The 14,734-nt window shown below is 62.8% G+C and carries 15 protein-coding genes; 8 read left to right on the top strand and 7 right to left on the bottom strand.

Going from position 1 to position 14,734, the window contains the following annotated elements; all coding sequences use genetic code 11:
* Positions 1 to 78 precede the first annotated feature (78 nt).
* The 4 genes from M729_RS0106595 to msrB all read left to right on the top strand — a co-directional run bounded on the left by M729_RS0106595 (position 79) and on the right by msrB (position 2,839).
* On the top strand, positions 79 to 618 hold the full coding sequence (locus tag M729_RS0106595) for a sigma-70 family RNA polymerase sigma factor (protein WP_013528490.1): 540 nt from the start codon (positions 79 to 81) through the stop codon (positions 616 to 618).
* A complete protein-coding gene (locus M729_RS0106600; RefSeq protein WP_027161111.1) occupies positions 615 to 1,343 on the top strand; it encodes an anti-sigma factor in 729 nt (242 codons plus the stop codon). Before M729_RS0106595 ends, M729_RS0106600 begins: the two co-directional genes overlap by 4 nt.
* Before the next feature lie 222 nt (positions 1,344 to 1,565).
* Complete coding sequence (locus M729_RS0106605) at positions 1,566 to 2,123, top strand: fasciclin domain-containing protein (RefSeq protein WP_013528492.1); 558 nt, start codon at positions 1,566 to 1,568, stop codon at positions 2,121 to 2,123.
* A gap of 212 nt (positions 2,124 to 2,335) precedes the next feature.
* Positions 2,336 to 2,839 carry a peptide-methionine (R)-S-oxide reductase MsrB gene (gene msrB, locus M729_RS0106610; protein WP_013528493.1) on the top strand — a complete coding sequence of 168 codons (504 nt, stop codon included), beginning with the start codon at positions 2,336 to 2,338 and terminating at the stop codon, positions 2,837 to 2,839.
* A gap of 173 nt (positions 2,840 to 3,012) precedes the next feature.
* Here msrB and M729_RS0106615 read toward each other — a convergent pair whose 3' ends face one another.
* Positions 3,013 to 4,608 carry a DHA2 family efflux MFS transporter permease subunit gene (locus M729_RS0106615; RefSeq protein ID WP_024502091.1) on the bottom strand — a complete coding sequence of 532 codons (1,596 nt, stop codon included), beginning with the start codon at positions 4,606 to 4,608 and terminating at the stop codon, positions 3,013 to 3,015.
* 22 nt (positions 4,609 to 4,630) lie between these two features.
* Positions 4,631 to 5,830: an HlyD family secretion protein gene (locus M729_RS0106620; protein WP_027161112.1), complete on the bottom strand. Its 1,200-nt coding sequence runs from the start codon at positions 5,828 to 5,830 to the stop codon at positions 4,631 to 4,633.
* Between the two features lie 132 nt (positions 5,831 to 5,962).
* Between M729_RS0106620 and M729_RS0106625 the strand changes: the two genes are divergently transcribed.
* The gene (locus tag M729_RS0106625; RefSeq protein ID WP_013528496.1) at positions 5,963 to 6,697 is read left to right on the top strand and encodes a TetR/AcrR family transcriptional regulator; all 735 of its coding nucleotides are present in this window, start codon (positions 5,963 to 5,965) and stop codon (positions 6,695 to 6,697) included.
* A 91-nt stretch (positions 6,698 to 6,788) separates the two neighbouring features.
* Here M729_RS0106625 and yihA read toward each other — a convergent pair whose 3' ends face one another.
* From yihA to M729_RS0106640, 3 genes are all read right to left on the bottom strand, one after another.
* Positions 6,789 to 7,448, bottom strand: coding sequence for a ribosome biogenesis GTP-binding protein YihA/YsxC (yihA, locus tag M729_RS0106630; protein ID WP_013528497.1), 660 nt, complete (start codon positions 7,446 to 7,448; stop codon positions 6,789 to 6,791).
* Positions 7,445 to 8,083 (bottom strand): CatB-related O-acetyltransferase, encoded by a 639-nt coding sequence (locus tag M729_RS0106635; RefSeq protein ID WP_027161114.1) that lies wholly within the window; start codon positions 8,081 to 8,083, stop codon positions 7,445 to 7,447. Before M729_RS0106635 ends, yihA begins: the two co-directional genes overlap by 4 nt.
* Before the next feature lie 124 nt (positions 8,084 to 8,207).
* A complete protein-coding gene (locus M729_RS0106640; RefSeq protein WP_024502096.1) occupies positions 8,208 to 8,522 on the bottom strand; it encodes a hypothetical protein in 315 nt (104 codons plus the stop codon).
* A gap of 178 nt (positions 8,523 to 8,700) precedes the next feature.
* Here M729_RS0106640 and M729_RS0106645 point away from each other — a divergent pair, with 178 nt between their 5' ends.
* From M729_RS0106645 to M729_RS0106655, 3 genes are read left to right on the top strand one after another with little or no spacing between them, the layout of a single operon-like run.
* Positions 8,701 to 9,165, top strand: coding sequence for a MarR family winged helix-turn-helix transcriptional regulator (locus M729_RS0106645; RefSeq protein ID WP_027161115.1), 465 nt, complete (start codon positions 8,701 to 8,703; stop codon positions 9,163 to 9,165).
* Positions 9,158 to 10,450 carry an HlyD family secretion protein gene (locus M729_RS0106650; RefSeq protein ID WP_027161116.1) on the top strand — a complete coding sequence of 431 codons (1,293 nt, stop codon included), beginning with the start codon at positions 9,158 to 9,160 and terminating at the stop codon, positions 10,448 to 10,450. The genes M729_RS0106645 and M729_RS0106650 overlap by 8 nt, the downstream gene beginning before the upstream one ends.
* Complete coding sequence (locus tag M729_RS0106655) at positions 10,447 to 11,988, top strand: DHA2 family efflux MFS transporter permease subunit (protein WP_027161117.1); 1,542 nt, start codon at positions 10,447 to 10,449, stop codon at positions 11,986 to 11,988. The genes M729_RS0106650 and M729_RS0106655 overlap by 4 nt, the downstream gene beginning before the upstream one ends.
* 185 nt (positions 11,989 to 12,173) lie before the next feature.
* Here the strand turns inward: M729_RS0106655 and M729_RS0106660 are convergent, their stop codons facing one another.
* Positions 12,174 to 12,734: a fasciclin domain-containing protein gene (locus M729_RS0106660; protein ID WP_027161118.1), complete on the bottom strand. Its 561-nt coding sequence runs from the start codon at positions 12,732 to 12,734 to the stop codon at positions 12,174 to 12,176.
* 177 nt (positions 12,735 to 12,911) lie between these two features.
* Entirely contained in the window at positions 12,912 to 14,723 is a 1,812-nt protein-coding gene (gene yidC, locus M729_RS0106665; RefSeq protein WP_013528504.1) for a membrane protein insertase YidC, read from the bottom strand.
* Between the last annotated feature and the right edge of the window lie 11 nt (positions 14,724 to 14,734).

Below are 14,734 nucleotides of genomic sequence, written 5' to 3' on the forward strand. Positions count from 1 at the left end.
GCGACACACAAAAGCTTAGGCGTGCACAAGGTTATTTCCGTCGTTGCAAATACATGGCAATCGCCTAATTTGCCTGCAATGACGCCGCAGGACATCACCAAGCTGATCGTTCGGACTTCGATGAAGGATCGGGCCGCGTTCGATCTGCTTTACCGGCAGACCAGCGCGAAACTTTTTGGCGTCTGTCTTCGTGTATTGAACGACCGGGGAGACGCGGAAGAAGCGCTGCAGGAAGTCTTCGTCAAGATATGGACGAAGGCCGACCGTTTTGCTGTTTCCGATCTAAGCCCGATCTCCTGGCTGGTGGCAATCGCGCGCAATCATGCGATCGATCGCATCAGAGCGCGGCGCAAACCCGCCGCCGACATCGATGCCGCGCTCGACGTGGCCGATCCGGCGCCGGGGCCTGAAGCGATGGCGGTGGCGGGCGACGAATCCGAACGTATCCACCATTGTCTCGATGAGCTGGAGAAGGACCGGGCAGCCGCCGTCCGGGGCGCCTATCTCAAGGGCGAGAGCTATGCCGAACTGGCGGAGCGCCATGGCGTGCCGCTGAACACGATGCGTACATGGCTGCGCCGCAGCCTGTTGAAACTCAGAGAATGCCTGGAAAGATGACGCTGGCAGAAGACACAGGACCGGAACGTGGAGGCGACGACCTGCTCGCCGCCGAGTACGTTCTCGGCGTGCTCGATGCCGACGAACGCCAGATCGTCTCTCGCCGCATCGATGCGGATACGGTTTTCGCCCGTCTTGTCGAGGACTGGGAGGTCAGGCTCTCACCGCTTGCCGCCGCCTTTCGGGAAGTCGAGCCGCCGGTTTCGGTGAAGACCGCGGTCGACCGCCGCCTGTTCGCTACCGCTGCCGCGGTGAGCAGGCCCGCCGAAGTGCGCGGCGGCCTGTGGTCCAGCCTGGCCTTCTGGCGCGGCCTTGCCGCAGCCGCGGTTGCGGCACTGGCGATTTACATCGCCGTGCCCATTCTCAACCCACCGGTCGAGCAGCCGCAGGCGCGACTCGTCGCTTCGCTGGCCGCCGAAGGCAGCGACGTCAAATATCTTGCCGTCTACGACGCCGCGCATCACGAAGTCGGCCTGTCGCATGTCTCCGGTGAGCGTGCTTCCGGCAAGGACTTCGAGCTGTGGATGATCGAGGGCAAGAACCCGCCGGTCTCGATGGGCGTCATTCCGGCAGGTGCAACGGCGCATATTATCGTCTCGCCGGCGGCCCATCAGAAACTTGCCCAGGGCGCGGTGCTTGCCGTCAGCCTCGAGCCGTCGGGCGGTTCGCCGACCGGACAGCCGACCGGACCGGTGGTTGCCGCTGGCGACCTGAAGAGCATCTGACCGGCTCTTCACCTGAAAAATCACAACAGACTATCATAAGTCTATCCTTCGCTGAACATGCCCGTAGACAGCATGTCGGCGGGCGGCCGATGGCTCGGGAAATCCCTCTGGCGCCATGGATAAAATCAAAAATCACAATATTTCTGAAACTCGGGCGAGTTTGTTCCGTATCTCCTCGCGTCCCCAAAAATGGGAAGCGAAAAACCCGAGGAGTTCGACATCATGCGTAGATACGCCACCCTTTTGCTCGCCGGTACGATCGCCGTTTCGGCCCTTGCCACCGCCGCCTACGCCGAAAACCCGATGGTTGGCGGCGCCGCCATGTATGCCAACAAGAACATCGTCGAGAACGCCGTGAACTCGAAGGATCACACCACCCTGGTCGCCGCCGTGAAGGCCGCCGGCCTTGTCGAGACGCTGCAGGGCGCCGGTCCGTTCACCGTGTTCGCGCCGACCAACGAAGCCTTCGCAGCCCTTCCGGCCGGTACGGTCGAGACGCTGCTCAAGCCCGAAAACAAGGACAAGCTCACCAAGATCCTGACCTGCCATGTCATCGGCGCCAAGGCGATGGGAGCAGATGTCGCCGCGATGGCCAAGGCTGACGGCGGCACCCACAAGGTCAAGACGGTCGGCGGCTGCGAATTGTCGCTCAAGGCCGACGGCGGCAAGGTCACGGTCACCGACGAGAACGGCAATGTCGCCAATGTGACGATCGCCGATGTCGAACAGTCCAATGGCGTCATCCACGTCATCGACAAGGTTCTTTTGCCCAAGATGTAACAAGGGGCTTGCTGCCGGCGAACTGACGGCAAGGACCCTCCGTCGATTGCACGATCCCGCTCCCGTGATCCGCAATTGGCCCGTGCACTTCGCGCCCGCCTGCATTCGGATGTGGGAGGGCGCGGAGTGTTCGTTCGAGGGGCTACCGTCACCGGCTTTTGATTTCCGCGCGGCGGTGTAGTTTGGCAAAAGGACATCAGGAGGAACTGGTCATGAACCGTCGCGACTTTCTTTTGAGCGGTGCCGCCGCCATCGGCGTGATCGGGGCCGCGGCAACGATGCTGCGCATGGGCGATCCGCAGGCAGCACAAGCGGCCGAGAGCTTCGAGGTCGTCAAGACCGACGCTGAGTGGAAAGCCATCCTGTCGCCGGCCGCCTTCGACGTGCTGCGCAAGGAAGGCACGGAGTACCCCGGCACCAGCCCGCTGCTCAACGAACACCGCAAGGGCATTTTCGCCTGTGCCGGCTGCGACCTGCCGGTCTATTCGTCGGAGACGAAATTCGATTCCGGCACCGGATGGCCGAGCTTCTGGCAAGAGATCCCCAAGGCGATCGGCACGACCGTGGACAGGTCGCTCGGCATGACGCGTACCGAGGCACATTGCCGCCGCTGCGGCGGCCATCTCGGTCATGTCTTCGACGACGGTCCGGCGCCGACCGGCCTGCGCCACTGCATCAACGGCGTCGCGCTGACCTTCAAACCCGCCACGGCCTGAGTCCATAGACTGGAATGCAAAAAACTCCGGGCTTGCGGCCCGGAGTTTTTTGCGCGGTCAGAGCTTTTCGGGCATGGACTGGAGGAGCTTCCCGAAACCGCTGCCCACGTATCTTTGTCTTGTCGCAATCTCCAAGGGAAAGCGCTGCGCACTTTTCCTGGAATTGCTCCGTATCAGTGCCCCCCACCGCCGCCGCCACCCGGTGCGGCCGGCTTGCGGATCAGCATGGTGAACAGGCCAAGCGTCGCAAACAGCACCGTCAGCATGAAGAACACGTCCATGAAGGACAGCAGCGCCGCCTGCTGCTGGACCATGCCAGACAACTTGGAGATCGCAGCGCTTGTGGCGTCGAGGCCGGGGGTCTGCTCGAAATTGCGGGTCATGTTCTGCAGCTTGGTCTGCGCGGCTTCACTGCCCCATTGCACATGCTCGGAGAGCCTTGCGTAGTGGAAGGCGTTGCGGTCGATCAGCACGGTGTTGATCAGCGCAAGGCCGACGGCACCGCCAAGGTTGCGGGTGAGATTGAACAGGCCGGACGCGTTCTTCAGCCGCTCGGGCGGCAAGGTGCCGAGCGCGATGTTGTTGATCGGAACCATGCACAGCATCATCGAACAGCCGCGCAGGATCTGCGGGATGAGCAGCTCATAGAAATCCCAGTCGGCGGTCAGATGCGTCATCCACCAGGTGCCGGTGGCGAAGCCGAAGAAGCCGATCATCATCATCAGGCGCGGGTCCATCTTGTTCGACAGGATGCCCGAGATCGGCGCGGTGAAGAACATCGCCAGGCCGCTGACGAACAGAGCCTCGCCGATCATCATCGAATCGTAGCCGCGGATGCGCCCGAGGAACACCGGGTAGAGATAGGTCAGGCCGTAGAGACCGATGCCGATGACGAACGAGAACAGCGAGCCGAAGGCGAAGTTGATGTTGGTGAAGGCCTTCAGGTCGACGATCGGCTCCTCGGCGGTGAACACGCGCCAGAAGAACAGCACCGCGCCGACGGTCATGACGACGGCGCAGATGAAGACGCCCTGGTCCTGCAGCCAGTCATTGTTGGGGCCTTCCTCGAGCACATATTCCATGCAGCCCAGGAAAGCCGCCATGCCGGCGAGGCCCCACCAGTCGAACTTGCTGAACAGCTTGAGGTTGGGCTTGTCGAAGTCGATCAGCGTCCAGGCCGCCGTTGTCACCAGGATGCCGGGCACGACGTTGACCAGGAACAGCCAATGCCAGGACATGGCATGGCTGATATAGCCACCGACGGTCGGGCCGATGGTCGGCGCCAGCGTCGCCACGAGGCCGATCATCGGCGAGACGACGGCGCGGCGCGAGGGCGGGAAGATGGTGAAGGCAGCGGCAAAGACGCTCGGTATCATGCCGCCGCCGATGAAGCCCTGGACGGCGCGGTAGACGATCATCTGGTCGATGTTGGTGGCGGTCGCCGCCAGCGCACTGGCCGCGGTGAAGCCTGCCGCCGAGATGGTGAACAGCACGCGCGTCGACAGCATCCGGCTGAGAAAGCCCGACAGCGGGATCATCACCACTTCGGCGATCAGGTAGGCGGTCTGCACCCACGGAATTTCGTCGGAGCTGGCGCTCAGGCCGGCCTGGATCTCCGACAGCGAGGCGGAGACGATCTGGATGTCGAGGATGGCCATGAACATGCCGAACACCATCGCCAGGAAGGCGATGACGCGCCGCGTCGAAATGGTGTCAGGCACAGCCGGCCTCGCCGGCGGCGCTCCTGCTGTCAGGGTTGCGGTTGCCATGGCATTGCTCCCCGGCCGCCGCTCAATTCGACGCTGCCACTGACGCCGACCCGGATGGGGCGGTGCGGCTGTCGACGGCGACGACGACGCTCAGGCCGGCGCGCAGCTTACCGCTCTTCAGCGCATCGGCCGGCACATCGATGCGGACCGGAACGCGCTGCACGACCTTGGTGAAGTTGCCGGTGGCGTTTTCGGGCGGCAGCAGCGAGAACACGGCACCCGAAGCCGGCGCCAGCGACGAAACGGTTCCCTCGAAGTCCTGGCCGTCGGTCGCATCGACCGAGATCCTGACCTTCTCGCCGGGAACCAGCCGGGCAAGTTGTGTCTCCTTGAAGTTGGCGACGATGTAGAGCTTGTCCATCGGCACGATGACGGCGAGCTTCTGGCCGGGGCTGACAAGGTCGCCCTGCTCGACCGAGCGGTTGCCGACGATGCCGTCATATGGCGCCTTGAGCACGGTGAAGGAAAGATCGCGCAGCGCCTTGTCATGGCTGAGCTGCAGGGACGCCAGCGTGCTCGCCGATTCCGCGCGCTGCGCCTTCAGCACGCCGATATTGGCTTGCGCGGCGGCGATCTGTGCGTCGGCGCCGACAAGGGCGGCATCGGCCTGCTGGACCGCGGTCTGGGCGTCGTCCAGCTGCGCCTGCGTGCCGACATGGGTCTTGAGCAGCTGCGAGGCGCGCGCGGCGACCTTGGCTGCATTGTCGGCCGCTGCCTGGTCGGCGACCTTCTGCGCCTGGGCCTGCTGCAGCGAGGCGCGGGCCGCGTCGGTCTGGGCGTCGATACGGTCGAGCGTCTTGCTCAAGGTGGCGATCTGCGCCTCGGCCTGGGCGACGGCAATCTTGTAATCGCCGTCATCGACGACGAGCAGCGGATCGCCGGCCTTGACCAGCTGGTTCTCGCTGACCTTGACCTGATCGACATAGCCGGAAATCTTGGGCGAGATGAACGCCATGTCCGCCTGGACATAGGCATCGTCCGTCGAGATCATGAAGCGGCCCGTTGTCCAGTAGTCGTACCCATACCAGGCGCCGGCGCCCAGCAAGGCAACACCGATGATCGGCAGCAGGAAGGAACGCACCGAACGCTTCTTCCTGGCCGGAGCCTCTGCCGGCGGCGACGAGACGGGCTGGACAGGTACTTCCGGTGCTTCCGTCGCTGGCGCAACCTTGGCGTTGGGGAAGGGACGGACTTCGGCTGTGGTCGGCGCGTTCGAGGACATGACATCTCTCTAAAGTTATAATATAATACTGAACCGTTCGGTTCGATCCGGCCGTTGACATAGCGCGTAAAGAGGACCATATCAAGGGCAATCGAACCGCTTGGTTCGAATTATTTTCGAGGTGTGACTTTCATGGCCGAGACCCCGCCCAATGTCGAAAACGAGTCGTGTGACGACCTGTTGGAAAGCTTGCGCCGTGGCCGCCCGGCCGCGGGGCAGGATCCGGCCAAGCGCAGCCAGATCATCGACGGCGCCCGTCGTGTCTTCATCGACAAGGGCTTCGAAGCCGCCTCGATGAACGACATCACCCGCGAGGCCGGCGTTTCCAAGGGTACGATCTACGTCTACTTCGCCAACAAGGAAGAGCTGTTCGAGGCGCTGATCGAGGAAGAGCGCGGCACCATCTTCAAGAACATGTATGACGTGCTGGACAATGCCGACAACCTGCGCGAGACGCTGGTGAAGTTCGGCAAGGTGCTGGCTCTCAAGATCACGTCGGCCAAGGTCGTCCAAGCGCAGCGCACGGTGATCGGGGCATCAGACCGGATCCCCGACATGGGCGCGCGTTTTTACGAGCGCGGTCCCAAGCGTGGCCACGACAAGGTCGCGGCCTTTCTCAATGCCGCCATCGAGCGCGACCTGCTGCGCATCGACGATGTCGATCTTGCCGCCTATCAGTTCACCGAACTGTGCCTGGCCGGTCTGTTCCGCCAGTGCATCTTCGCCTACCGCACCAAGGCCCCGACCCAGGACGAGATCGACCACATCGTCAGGTCAGGCGTCAGCATGTTCCTGAAGGCCTACGGCACCGAAAGGCTTGTGGCGGAAGAAGGCCATCAGACGATTGCTATCGAGGCCAAGCCCTAGCCAGACCATGCTCTAACTCTTTGTTTAGACGCAATTCTGGACGGAAAACCGCTTCACACTTTTCCTAGGATTGCTCTAAGGTGCGGATGCTTTAGCCGCCATTGGCGGCAAGCACGATGGCTGCCTGCAATTCCTCAAGGCCCTCGGCCTTTTCAGAAGAGGTGGCCAGCACGAACGGGAACGCCGCCGGCCGCTTCTTGATCTTTGCCAGCGTCTCCTCGATCAGCCTCGGCACGCCGGCAGTCTTGATCTTGTCGGTCTTGGTCAGCACGATCTGGTAGGACACCGCCGCCTTGTCAAGCAGCGACAGCACTTCGTCGTCCTTGGCCTTGATGCCATGACGGGCGTCGATCAGCACATAGACGCGTTTCAGCGTGACCCGGCCCTTGAGGTAATCGAAGACCAGCTTGGTCCACTCGTCGACCTTCTCCTTCGGCGCGGTGGCGTAGCCGTAGCCGGGCATGTCGACCAGCGCCAAGGGCGGCAGGTCGGCGCCCTCGCCCGAAAATCCATCCGGCACGAAATAGTTGAGCTCCTGCGTGCGCCCCGGCGTGTTGGAAGTGCGCGCCAGCCCCTTCTGGTTGACCAGCGCATTGATCAGCGACGACTTGCCGACATTCGAGCGGCCGGCAAAGGCGATTTCCGGCGGCCCTTCCGGTGGCAGGAACTTCATCGCCGGCACGCCGCGGATGAAAATCCACCCTCGCGTAAACAGTTCGGTGCCGATTATGCTGCTGTTCAGAGCGTTCAAGCTGCTGCCTCCAGAAGAGAAATATTGGCACCCCGGATAGCATCGAGGTTGCGGCTGACCTTGTCTACCGGCCAGTCCCACCACGCCACCGCCAGCAGCCGCCTGATTGTCCGGTCGTCGAAACGCATCTTTACCACCTTGGCCGCGTTGCCGGCGACGATCGCATAGGGCGGCACGTCGTGCGTCACCACCGATTTCGCAGCGACGATGGCGCCGTGGCCGATTTCCACCCCGGGCAGGATCACCGCCTCCATCCCGATCCAGACGTCGTTGCCGACGATGGTGTCGCCGCGCACCTCCTTCGACCAGGTCGCCGGGTCAAAACCCTTTTCCCAGCCATGGCCGAAAATATTGAACGGATAGGTCGAAAAGCCGGACATGGCGTGGTTGGCGCCGTTCATGATGAAGCGCGCGCCCTCGGCGATGGCGCAGAACCTGCCGATGATCAGCTTGTCGCCTATGAACGGATAGTGATGCAGGACGCATTTCTCGGCGAATTTGTCCGGCCCGTCGGGGTCGTCATAATAGGTGAAGTCGCCGATCTCGATGTTTGGCGCGTTCACCAGTCCCTTGAGGAAGCCGACGCGGGTATGCATCGGGATCGGGTGCTTGATGTCTGGGTTGGGTCCGTCCATGTCGAAATCCGTCAGAGAAATGGCCGCCAGGTGCATCCGAAACTCGAATGCGCCCGTTCAAAATAGCGTGATCCGCCCTATAGCACCAATCGGGCGACGAGCGAGCTTTCCTTGACGGCCTTGCTCATTTGCTGCCGCGGCAAATCACGATCGGATCGGACAGCGCACTGTCGAAACCGCTGCCCTGATAGACGGTCACATTCGTGGCGCCGGGCGGCAGCATGAAGCTGCCTTCAACGATTTTCTGGTCGCCGGCCGGCATGTGGAGAGCCCAGCTATAGGTGCAAAACTGAGGCGGCGCCTGGGGTTCGACGTGGCTGCAGTTCAATTGCGCGCCACCCAGCATGGCGGCGCCGCCGCAACTGACGGCGCCCTTTGCGAGCGCAATGCCCGGCCATCCCGCAATGGCCGCCACGGTCGCGATCTTCAGCCAATTCATCGTCGTATCCTTGCCCGGCAACAGCCCGCTACCTGAGCCTTTGGGTGGGTCGCAGCCCATGCGTCATTTTTTCCAGGCGGGCTTAGTCCGTCTTGCGCACCGCGTCCAGCAAGATTATGTGCATGATGATAATAAGCATGCTCACTAACAGTTGCGCCGAAAAACTCCAGTACCTCCCATGCCATCGTCACCCAACATCAGCTTCGTGCTGCACGATGTCGCGCGCCTGCTTCGAAAGCGGTTCGAGCAGAGGTCGCGGGCATCGGGGCTGACCCGCGCCCAGTGGCAGGTGCTGGCCTATCTCAGCCTGCATGAAGGCATCCACCAGAACAAACTGGCGGACCTGATCGAGATTACGCCGATCACGCTCGCCCGGCTGCTCGACAAGATGGAAGCAAGCGGCTTCATCGAGCGCCGGCCCGATCCCGCTGACCGCCGGGCATGGCTGCTGTACCTGAAGCCGCAAGCCCATCCGCTGATCGAAATCATGCGCGGCAATGGGCGGAAGACGCGTGACGAGGCCTTTGTCGGCCTTTCCGCGGATGCGCAACTGCATCTGCTGCAAACCCTATCCCTCATCAAATCCAATCTGCTCGCGGCTTGCGCCAAGCCTGCCGCCGACCGGGAGAAAACACATGGCTGAATCAACCTCACCAAAGAAGCCTGTCGAAGAAGACGGATCCGCCGCCGACCGGGCGCGCGACCAGGTCATCCGGCTGGACAGCGAACGCGAGCAAAGGCGAGCCAGCACCGTCATCGACAATGACGAGCTCGAAGCACCGGTCGCCCTGGAGCCGGCGGCGCTCGAGGCTCCGTCCAAGGAGCCACGCCAGGCCGGGGTTGCGGTGGCGCCTCCGGCGCCGGTCAAGCCCAAGCGCGGCCGGGCACGGCCGATCCTGTTTGCCCTGCTTCCGTTCGCGCTGGTCGTCGGCGGCTATTACTACGTCATCGGCGGCCAGGTCATGACGACCGACAATGCCTACATCCAGGCGCAGTCGCTCGGCGTTTCCACCGATGTCTCCGGCACTGTGTCCGAGATCGACGTGCACGAGAACGAGGCGGTGAAGAAGGACCAGGTGCTTTTCCGGTTGCGGCCGGCCTCTTTCGAAACCGCTCTTGCCGCCGCCCAGGCACAGCTCGGCACAGTGCGCAACCAGGTGCTGACCTTGCAGGCGAGCTACCAGCAGTCGCAGGCGCTGATCGAGCAGGCGCAGGCCGACATCCCCTACTACGAGGCCGCTTTCCAACGCCAGCAGGATCTGCTCAAGACCTCCACCTCCTCCAAGGCGACCTTCGACAGCGCCCAGCACGACCTCGTCGCCGCCCGCCAGAAAGTGTCCGTTGCCCAAGCGCAGGCACAGGCGACGCTTGCCCAGCTCGGCGGCGACGCCAGCCAGCCGGTGGAGAAGAACCCGTTCTATCTCCAGGCGCAGTCGGCGGTGGACGACGCCCAGCGCAACCTTGCCGATTCCATCGTCAAGGCGCCATTCGACGGCATCGTCACCAATGTCGACGCGCTTCAGGTCGGCAAGTACCTGTCGGCTTCGCAGCCGGCGTTCAGCCTGATTTCGGCGACCGAGCTGTGGATCGCGGCGGAGCCTAAGGAAACCGAACTGACCTATGTGCGGCCGGGACAGACGGCGACGATCAGCGTCGACAGCTATCCCGGTGCCGTCTGGCACGGCAGGGTCGTCTCGATCAGCCCGGCGTCGTCGTCGAGCTTCTCGCTGCTTCCGGCGCAGAACACCACCGGCAACTGGGTCAAGGTCGTGCAACGCATTCCGATGCGCGTGACGGTGGACGATCTCCAGGGCAAGCCGCCGCTGCGCGGCGGGATGAGCGTCGTGGTCGGCATCGATACCGGCCATGCGCGCGGCCTGCCGGACTTCGTGACGGACCTCCTCGGTCGGTTCGGACAAAAGTCATGACCGGCGCGTCCGCGACAGGTGGCGTGGTCGCCAATCGCGGCGCCATCACCGCCTGCGTGATCCTGGCCGTGATCATGCAGGCGCTGGACACGACCATCGCCAATGTGGCGCTGCCCTATATCCAGGGCAGCGTTTCGGCGAGCGCCGACCAGATAAACTGGGTGCTGACGTCCTACATCGTAGCGGCGGCCGTCATGACGCCGCCTTCGGGCTACCTCGCCAATCGTTTCGGCCGCAAGCGCATCCTTTTGATATCCATCACCGGCTTCGTCGTCGCATCGGTGCTGTGCGGGTTCGCGCAGTCGCTGCCGCAGATCGTCGGCTTCCGCCTGCTGCAAGGCCTGTTCGGCGCAGCCCTGGTGCCGCTGGCACAGAGCATCCTGCTCGACATCTACAGCGTCGAGGAGCGCGGCTCGGCGATGGCGCTGTTCGGCGTTTCGGTGATGGTCGGGCCGGTGCTCGGGCCGGTCATCGGCGGCTGGCTGACCGAGAATGTCAGCTGGCGCTGGGTGTTCTACATCAACGTCCCGATCGGCGCCCTGGCCTTCGCCGGCGTGTCGATGTTCGTCCAGGAAACCAAGACCGACCTCAAGGCAAGGCTGGACTGGCTGGGCTTCGGCATGCTCAGCGTCACCATCGCATCGCTGCAGATGTTCCTCGATCGCGGCGAGCAGCTCAACTGGTTCTCGTCGTCCGAGATCATCGTCGAGGCGCTGATCTGCGCGTCGGCCTTCTACATCTTCCTCGTCCACACCTTCACCGCCAAAAACACCTTCGTGAACCCGCGGCTGTTCCTCGACAGGAATTTCGCCGTCGGCATGATCTTCATCTTCATCATCGGCATCACCTATCTGGCCTCGCTGGCCCTGATGACGCCCTATCTGCAGACGCTGATGGGCTATCCGGTGGTGACGGCCGGCATCGTCATGGGGCCGCGCGGTCTCGGCACCATGGCTTGCATGTTCCTGGTCGGCAGGCTGATCGGCAAGGTGGACACACGCTGGCTGCTTCTAACCGGCCTGCTGGTCACCGCCTGGGCGATGTACGACATGACCGGCTGGACGCCTGACGTCTCGCAATGGACGATCATCAGCACCGGCTTCATCCAGGGCGCGGGCCTGGGTTTCCTGTTCGTGCCGCTGACCACCATCACCTTCGCCACGCTGGCGCCGGAGCGGCGCGCGGAAGGCACCGGACTGTACAATCTGTCACGAAACATCGGCTCCAGCGTCGGCATCTCGGTAGTCACCGCGCTGTTGACGCAGAACGTGCAGATCAACCACGCCAACATCGCCACCTATGTGACGCCCTACAACCAGGCGTTCAGCAATCCGGCGATCTTCCATGCAATGGATCCCTACAGCGCCGCGGGCCGCGCCGCGCTCGACGGCGTGGTCACGCTGCAGGCCACGATCATCAGCTATATGAACGACTTCAAGCTGATGATGATCCTGTCGCTTGCTGCCATTCCGCTGGTTCTGTTGCTGCGCAAGCCGGCGACTCCGGCCAAGATCGACCACAGCGCCGTGATGGAGTGACGACGCTCGAAACTTATCCGGCTGCACAGGCAACAGCCAAAAAGAAACCGGGGTCCTGTGAGGGACAGGACCCCGGCCGATGCCGATACGACTTCCCAAGAAACATGGCACCTCGTCATGAGGCGGGGATAGCAGGCCCGAGAAAGCCCCAACGGACCTGCCTTGATCCCCTTTGCCGAAAGCCGTTACTTCGGCAACAACACCTTGTTGACGACATGAATGACGCCGTTCGACTGGTTGACGTCGGCGATCGTCACTCGCGCCTCGCCGCCTGACTCATCCATGATGTAGAGCTTGCCCATCTTGACTTCGGCGGTCAGCGTGTCACCGGAGACGGTCTTCATCTCGTACTTGCCGCCCATCGCCTTGGCCTTCTTCATCATCTCGGCGCCGGAGATCTTGCCGGCCACTACATGCGCGGTCAGCACCTTGGTGAGCTTGCCCTTGTTCTCCGGCTTCAGAAGCGTGTCGACGGTGCCCTTGGGCAGTTTCGCAAACGCTGCGTTGGTCGGGGCAAAGACTGTGAACGGGCCAGCGCTTTGCAGCGTGTCGACCAGGCCGGCGGCCTTGACCGCGGCGACCAGCGTCGTGTGGTCCTTCGAATTGACGGCGTTCTCGACGATGTTCTTGGTTGTGTACATCGGCGCGCCGCCGACATTCGGGTTCTTGGCATAAGCGGGCGCGGCAATCGCCACGCCGGCGACGAGTGCGGAAAGGGCGATGATCCTGAATGACGGCAAGCGCATGTGGTCTTCCTCCGTGTGAGGGCTGATCGGAATTGATAGCCTTTGGAAACGCACAGGCAGTCACGCCGCCGAGGGGGCGCAAGTTTCGCCGATCACGGGAACGTGATGCCGGAGCTGCTTAAACGAAAAGCCCCGCGCGAGGCGGGGCTTTGAAGGCTGGAGAAAGCGCTGCGCCTTCTATTCGGCCGGTGATGGTTTCTTTCGGAACAGCGCGACCAGATTGTCCCACAGCTCGATCTTGGCGCCCTGGCGCTTCATGATGATGCCCTGCTGGAGGATCGACAGCGTGTTGTTCCAGGCCCAGTAGATGACCAGGCCGGCCGGGAAACCCGCCATCATGAAGGTGAAGATGACAGGCATCCAGGTGAAGATCGCCGCCTGCGTCGGGTCCGGCGGCGTCGGGTTCATGCGCATCTGCAGGAACATGGTGACGCCCATGATCAACGGCCAGACGCCGATCATCAGCATGTGCGGCAGGGTGACCGGGATCAGGCCGAACAGGTTGAACAGCGACGTCGGATCGGGCGCGGCCAGATCCTGGATCCAGCCGAAGAACGGCGCGTGCCGCATTTCGATGGTGATGTAGAGCACCTTGTAGAGCGAGAAGAAGACCGGGATTTGCAGCGCCACCGGCCAGCAGCCGGCAAGCGGGTTGATCTTCTCGGTCTTGTACAGCTCCATCATCGCCTGCTGCTGCTTCATCTTGTCGTCCGCGTATTTCTCGCGGATCTCGAGCATTTTCGGCTGCACCTTCTTCATGTTCGCCATCGACGCGTACGACTTGTTGGCGAGCGGATAGAAGATGGCCTTGACGATGACGGTGGTGGCGAGAATGGCCAGGCCGAAATTGCCGAAGAATTTGTAGAGCGTGTCGATCAGCCAGAACATCGGCTTGGTGATGAAGTGGAACCAGCCCCAGTCGATCAAAAGGTCGAACCGCTTGATATGACGGTCTTCCGCATAGGCGTTGATCTTGCCGACTTCCTTGGCGCCCGCGAAGATCTCGCTCTCCACCGTCGCCGACTGGCCGGCATCGACGGTGATCGGGTCGGTGAGGAAGTCGGACTGGTAGCGATGGCGGCCGTCCTCGAAATAGGCATAGCGCGGCTGGAACGGCTGCTTCTCGGTCGGCACCAGCGTCACCGCCCAGTATTTGTCGGTGATGCCGAGCCAGCCGTCGGTCGACTTGCCCGGCGTGAACTGCTTGTCCTTCTCGATGGACGCGTATTTGTGTTCCTGCAGGCCTTCCGTGCCGGTGAAGCCGATCAGGCCCTCATGCAGCACATAGGTGCTTGCAACGAGCGGCTTGTCGAAGCGGGTGACGCGGCCGTAATTGGACAGCGAGACGGCGGCCGTGCCGGCATTCTGCACCGTGTCGGACACCGTGAACATGTAGTTGGTGTCGACGGAAAAGGTGCGCTTGAAGGTCAGGCCCTTGTCGTTCGAATAGGTCAGCGTGACCGGGGTCGTCGGCGTCAGTGTCGCATTGCCGTCGACAGCCCACACTGTTTCGGGACCGGGCACCGCGCCGGTCTTGTCGTTGCCGACGAAGCCGATCTCGGCATAGTAGCCATTGGGCAGTGCCGCCGGGTTGAGCAGGCTGATCTCGGGCGAGTTCTTGTCGACCGTCTCGGTGTAGTGCTTGAGCTTGAGGTCGTCGAGACGGGCGCCGGTCAGGTTGATCGAACCCTCGAGGCTCGGCGTGTCGATCTTCGCGCGGGTCGTCGTGGCCAGTGCCTGTTCGCGGCCGGCCGGCGTCACGGCATCGGTGCCGGGTGCGTTGGGAATGGCGCCAGGGGCGGCGGGCGTTCCGGTGTCGGTACCGGGATTGGTGCCGGCGGCCTTCTTCTGCTCCTCGACGCGCTGCTGTTCGACGCGGGCGGCCTCGCGCTGCGCTTCGCTGCGCGGCAACACATAAAAATATTGCCATACCGCCAGGATCAGCACCGACAGCGCGATGGTGATGAAGAAGTTCCGGTTGTTTTCCATCGAAAGCCCTT

This window comes from Mesorhizobium sp. WSM1293, from assembly GCF_000513875.1.
In the GTDB taxonomy this organism is placed as follows: Bacteria; Pseudomonadota; Alphaproteobacteria; order Rhizobiales; family Rhizobiaceae; genus Mesorhizobium; species Mesorhizobium ciceri.

Bases quoted from the DNA above. Each gene is read 5' to 3' on its own strand.
- yidC (WP_013528504.1), bottom strand. From the start codon at position 14,723: ATGGAAAACAACCGGAACTTCTTCATCACCATCGCGCTGTCGGTGCTG.
- M729_RS0106615 (WP_024502091.1), bottom strand. From the start codon at position 4,608: ATGGCAACCGCAACCCTGACAGCAGGAGCGCCGCCGGCGAGGCCGGCT.
- M729_RS0106620 (WP_027161112.1), bottom strand. From the start codon at position 5,830: ATGTCCTCGAACGCGCCGACCACAGCCGAAGTCCGTCCCTTCCCCAAC.
- M729_RS0106595 (WP_013528490.1), top strand. From the start codon at position 79: ATGACGCCGCAGGACATCACCAAGCTGATCGTTCGGACTTCGATGAAG.
- M729_RS0106600 (WP_027161111.1), top strand. From the start codon at position 615: ATGACGCTGGCAGAAGACACAGGACCGGAACGTGGAGGCGACGACCTG.
- M729_RS0106605 (WP_013528492.1), top strand. From the start codon at position 1,566: ATGCGTAGATACGCCACCCTTTTGCTCGCCGGTACGATCGCCGTTTCG.
- M729_RS0106645 (WP_027161115.1), top strand. From the start codon at position 8,701: ATGCCATCGTCACCCAACATCAGCTTCGTGCTGCACGATGTCGCGCGC.
- M729_RS0106625 (WP_013528496.1), top strand. From the start codon at position 5,963: ATGGCCGAGACCCCGCCCAATGTCGAAAACGAGTCGTGTGACGACCTG.
- M729_RS0106655 (WP_027161117.1), top strand. From the start codon at position 10,447: ATGACCGGCGCGTCCGCGACAGGTGGCGTGGTCGCCAATCGCGGCGCC.
- M729_RS0106635 (WP_027161114.1), bottom strand. From the start codon at position 8,083: ATGGACGGACCCAACCCAGACATCAAGCACCCGATCCCGATGCATACC.
- M729_RS0106640 (WP_024502096.1), bottom strand. From the start codon at position 8,522: ATGAATTGGCTGAAGATCGCGACCGTGGCGGCCATTGCGGGATGGCCG.
- M729_RS0106660 (WP_027161118.1), bottom strand. From the start codon at position 12,734: ATGCGCTTGCCGTCATTCAGGATCATCGCCCTTTCCGCACTCGTCGCC.
- msrB (WP_013528493.1), top strand. From the start codon at position 2,336: ATGAACCGTCGCGACTTTCTTTTGAGCGGTGCCGCCGCCATCGGCGTG.
- M729_RS0106650 (WP_027161116.1), top strand. From the start codon at position 9,158: ATGGCTGAATCAACCTCACCAAAGAAGCCTGTCGAAGAAGACGGATCC.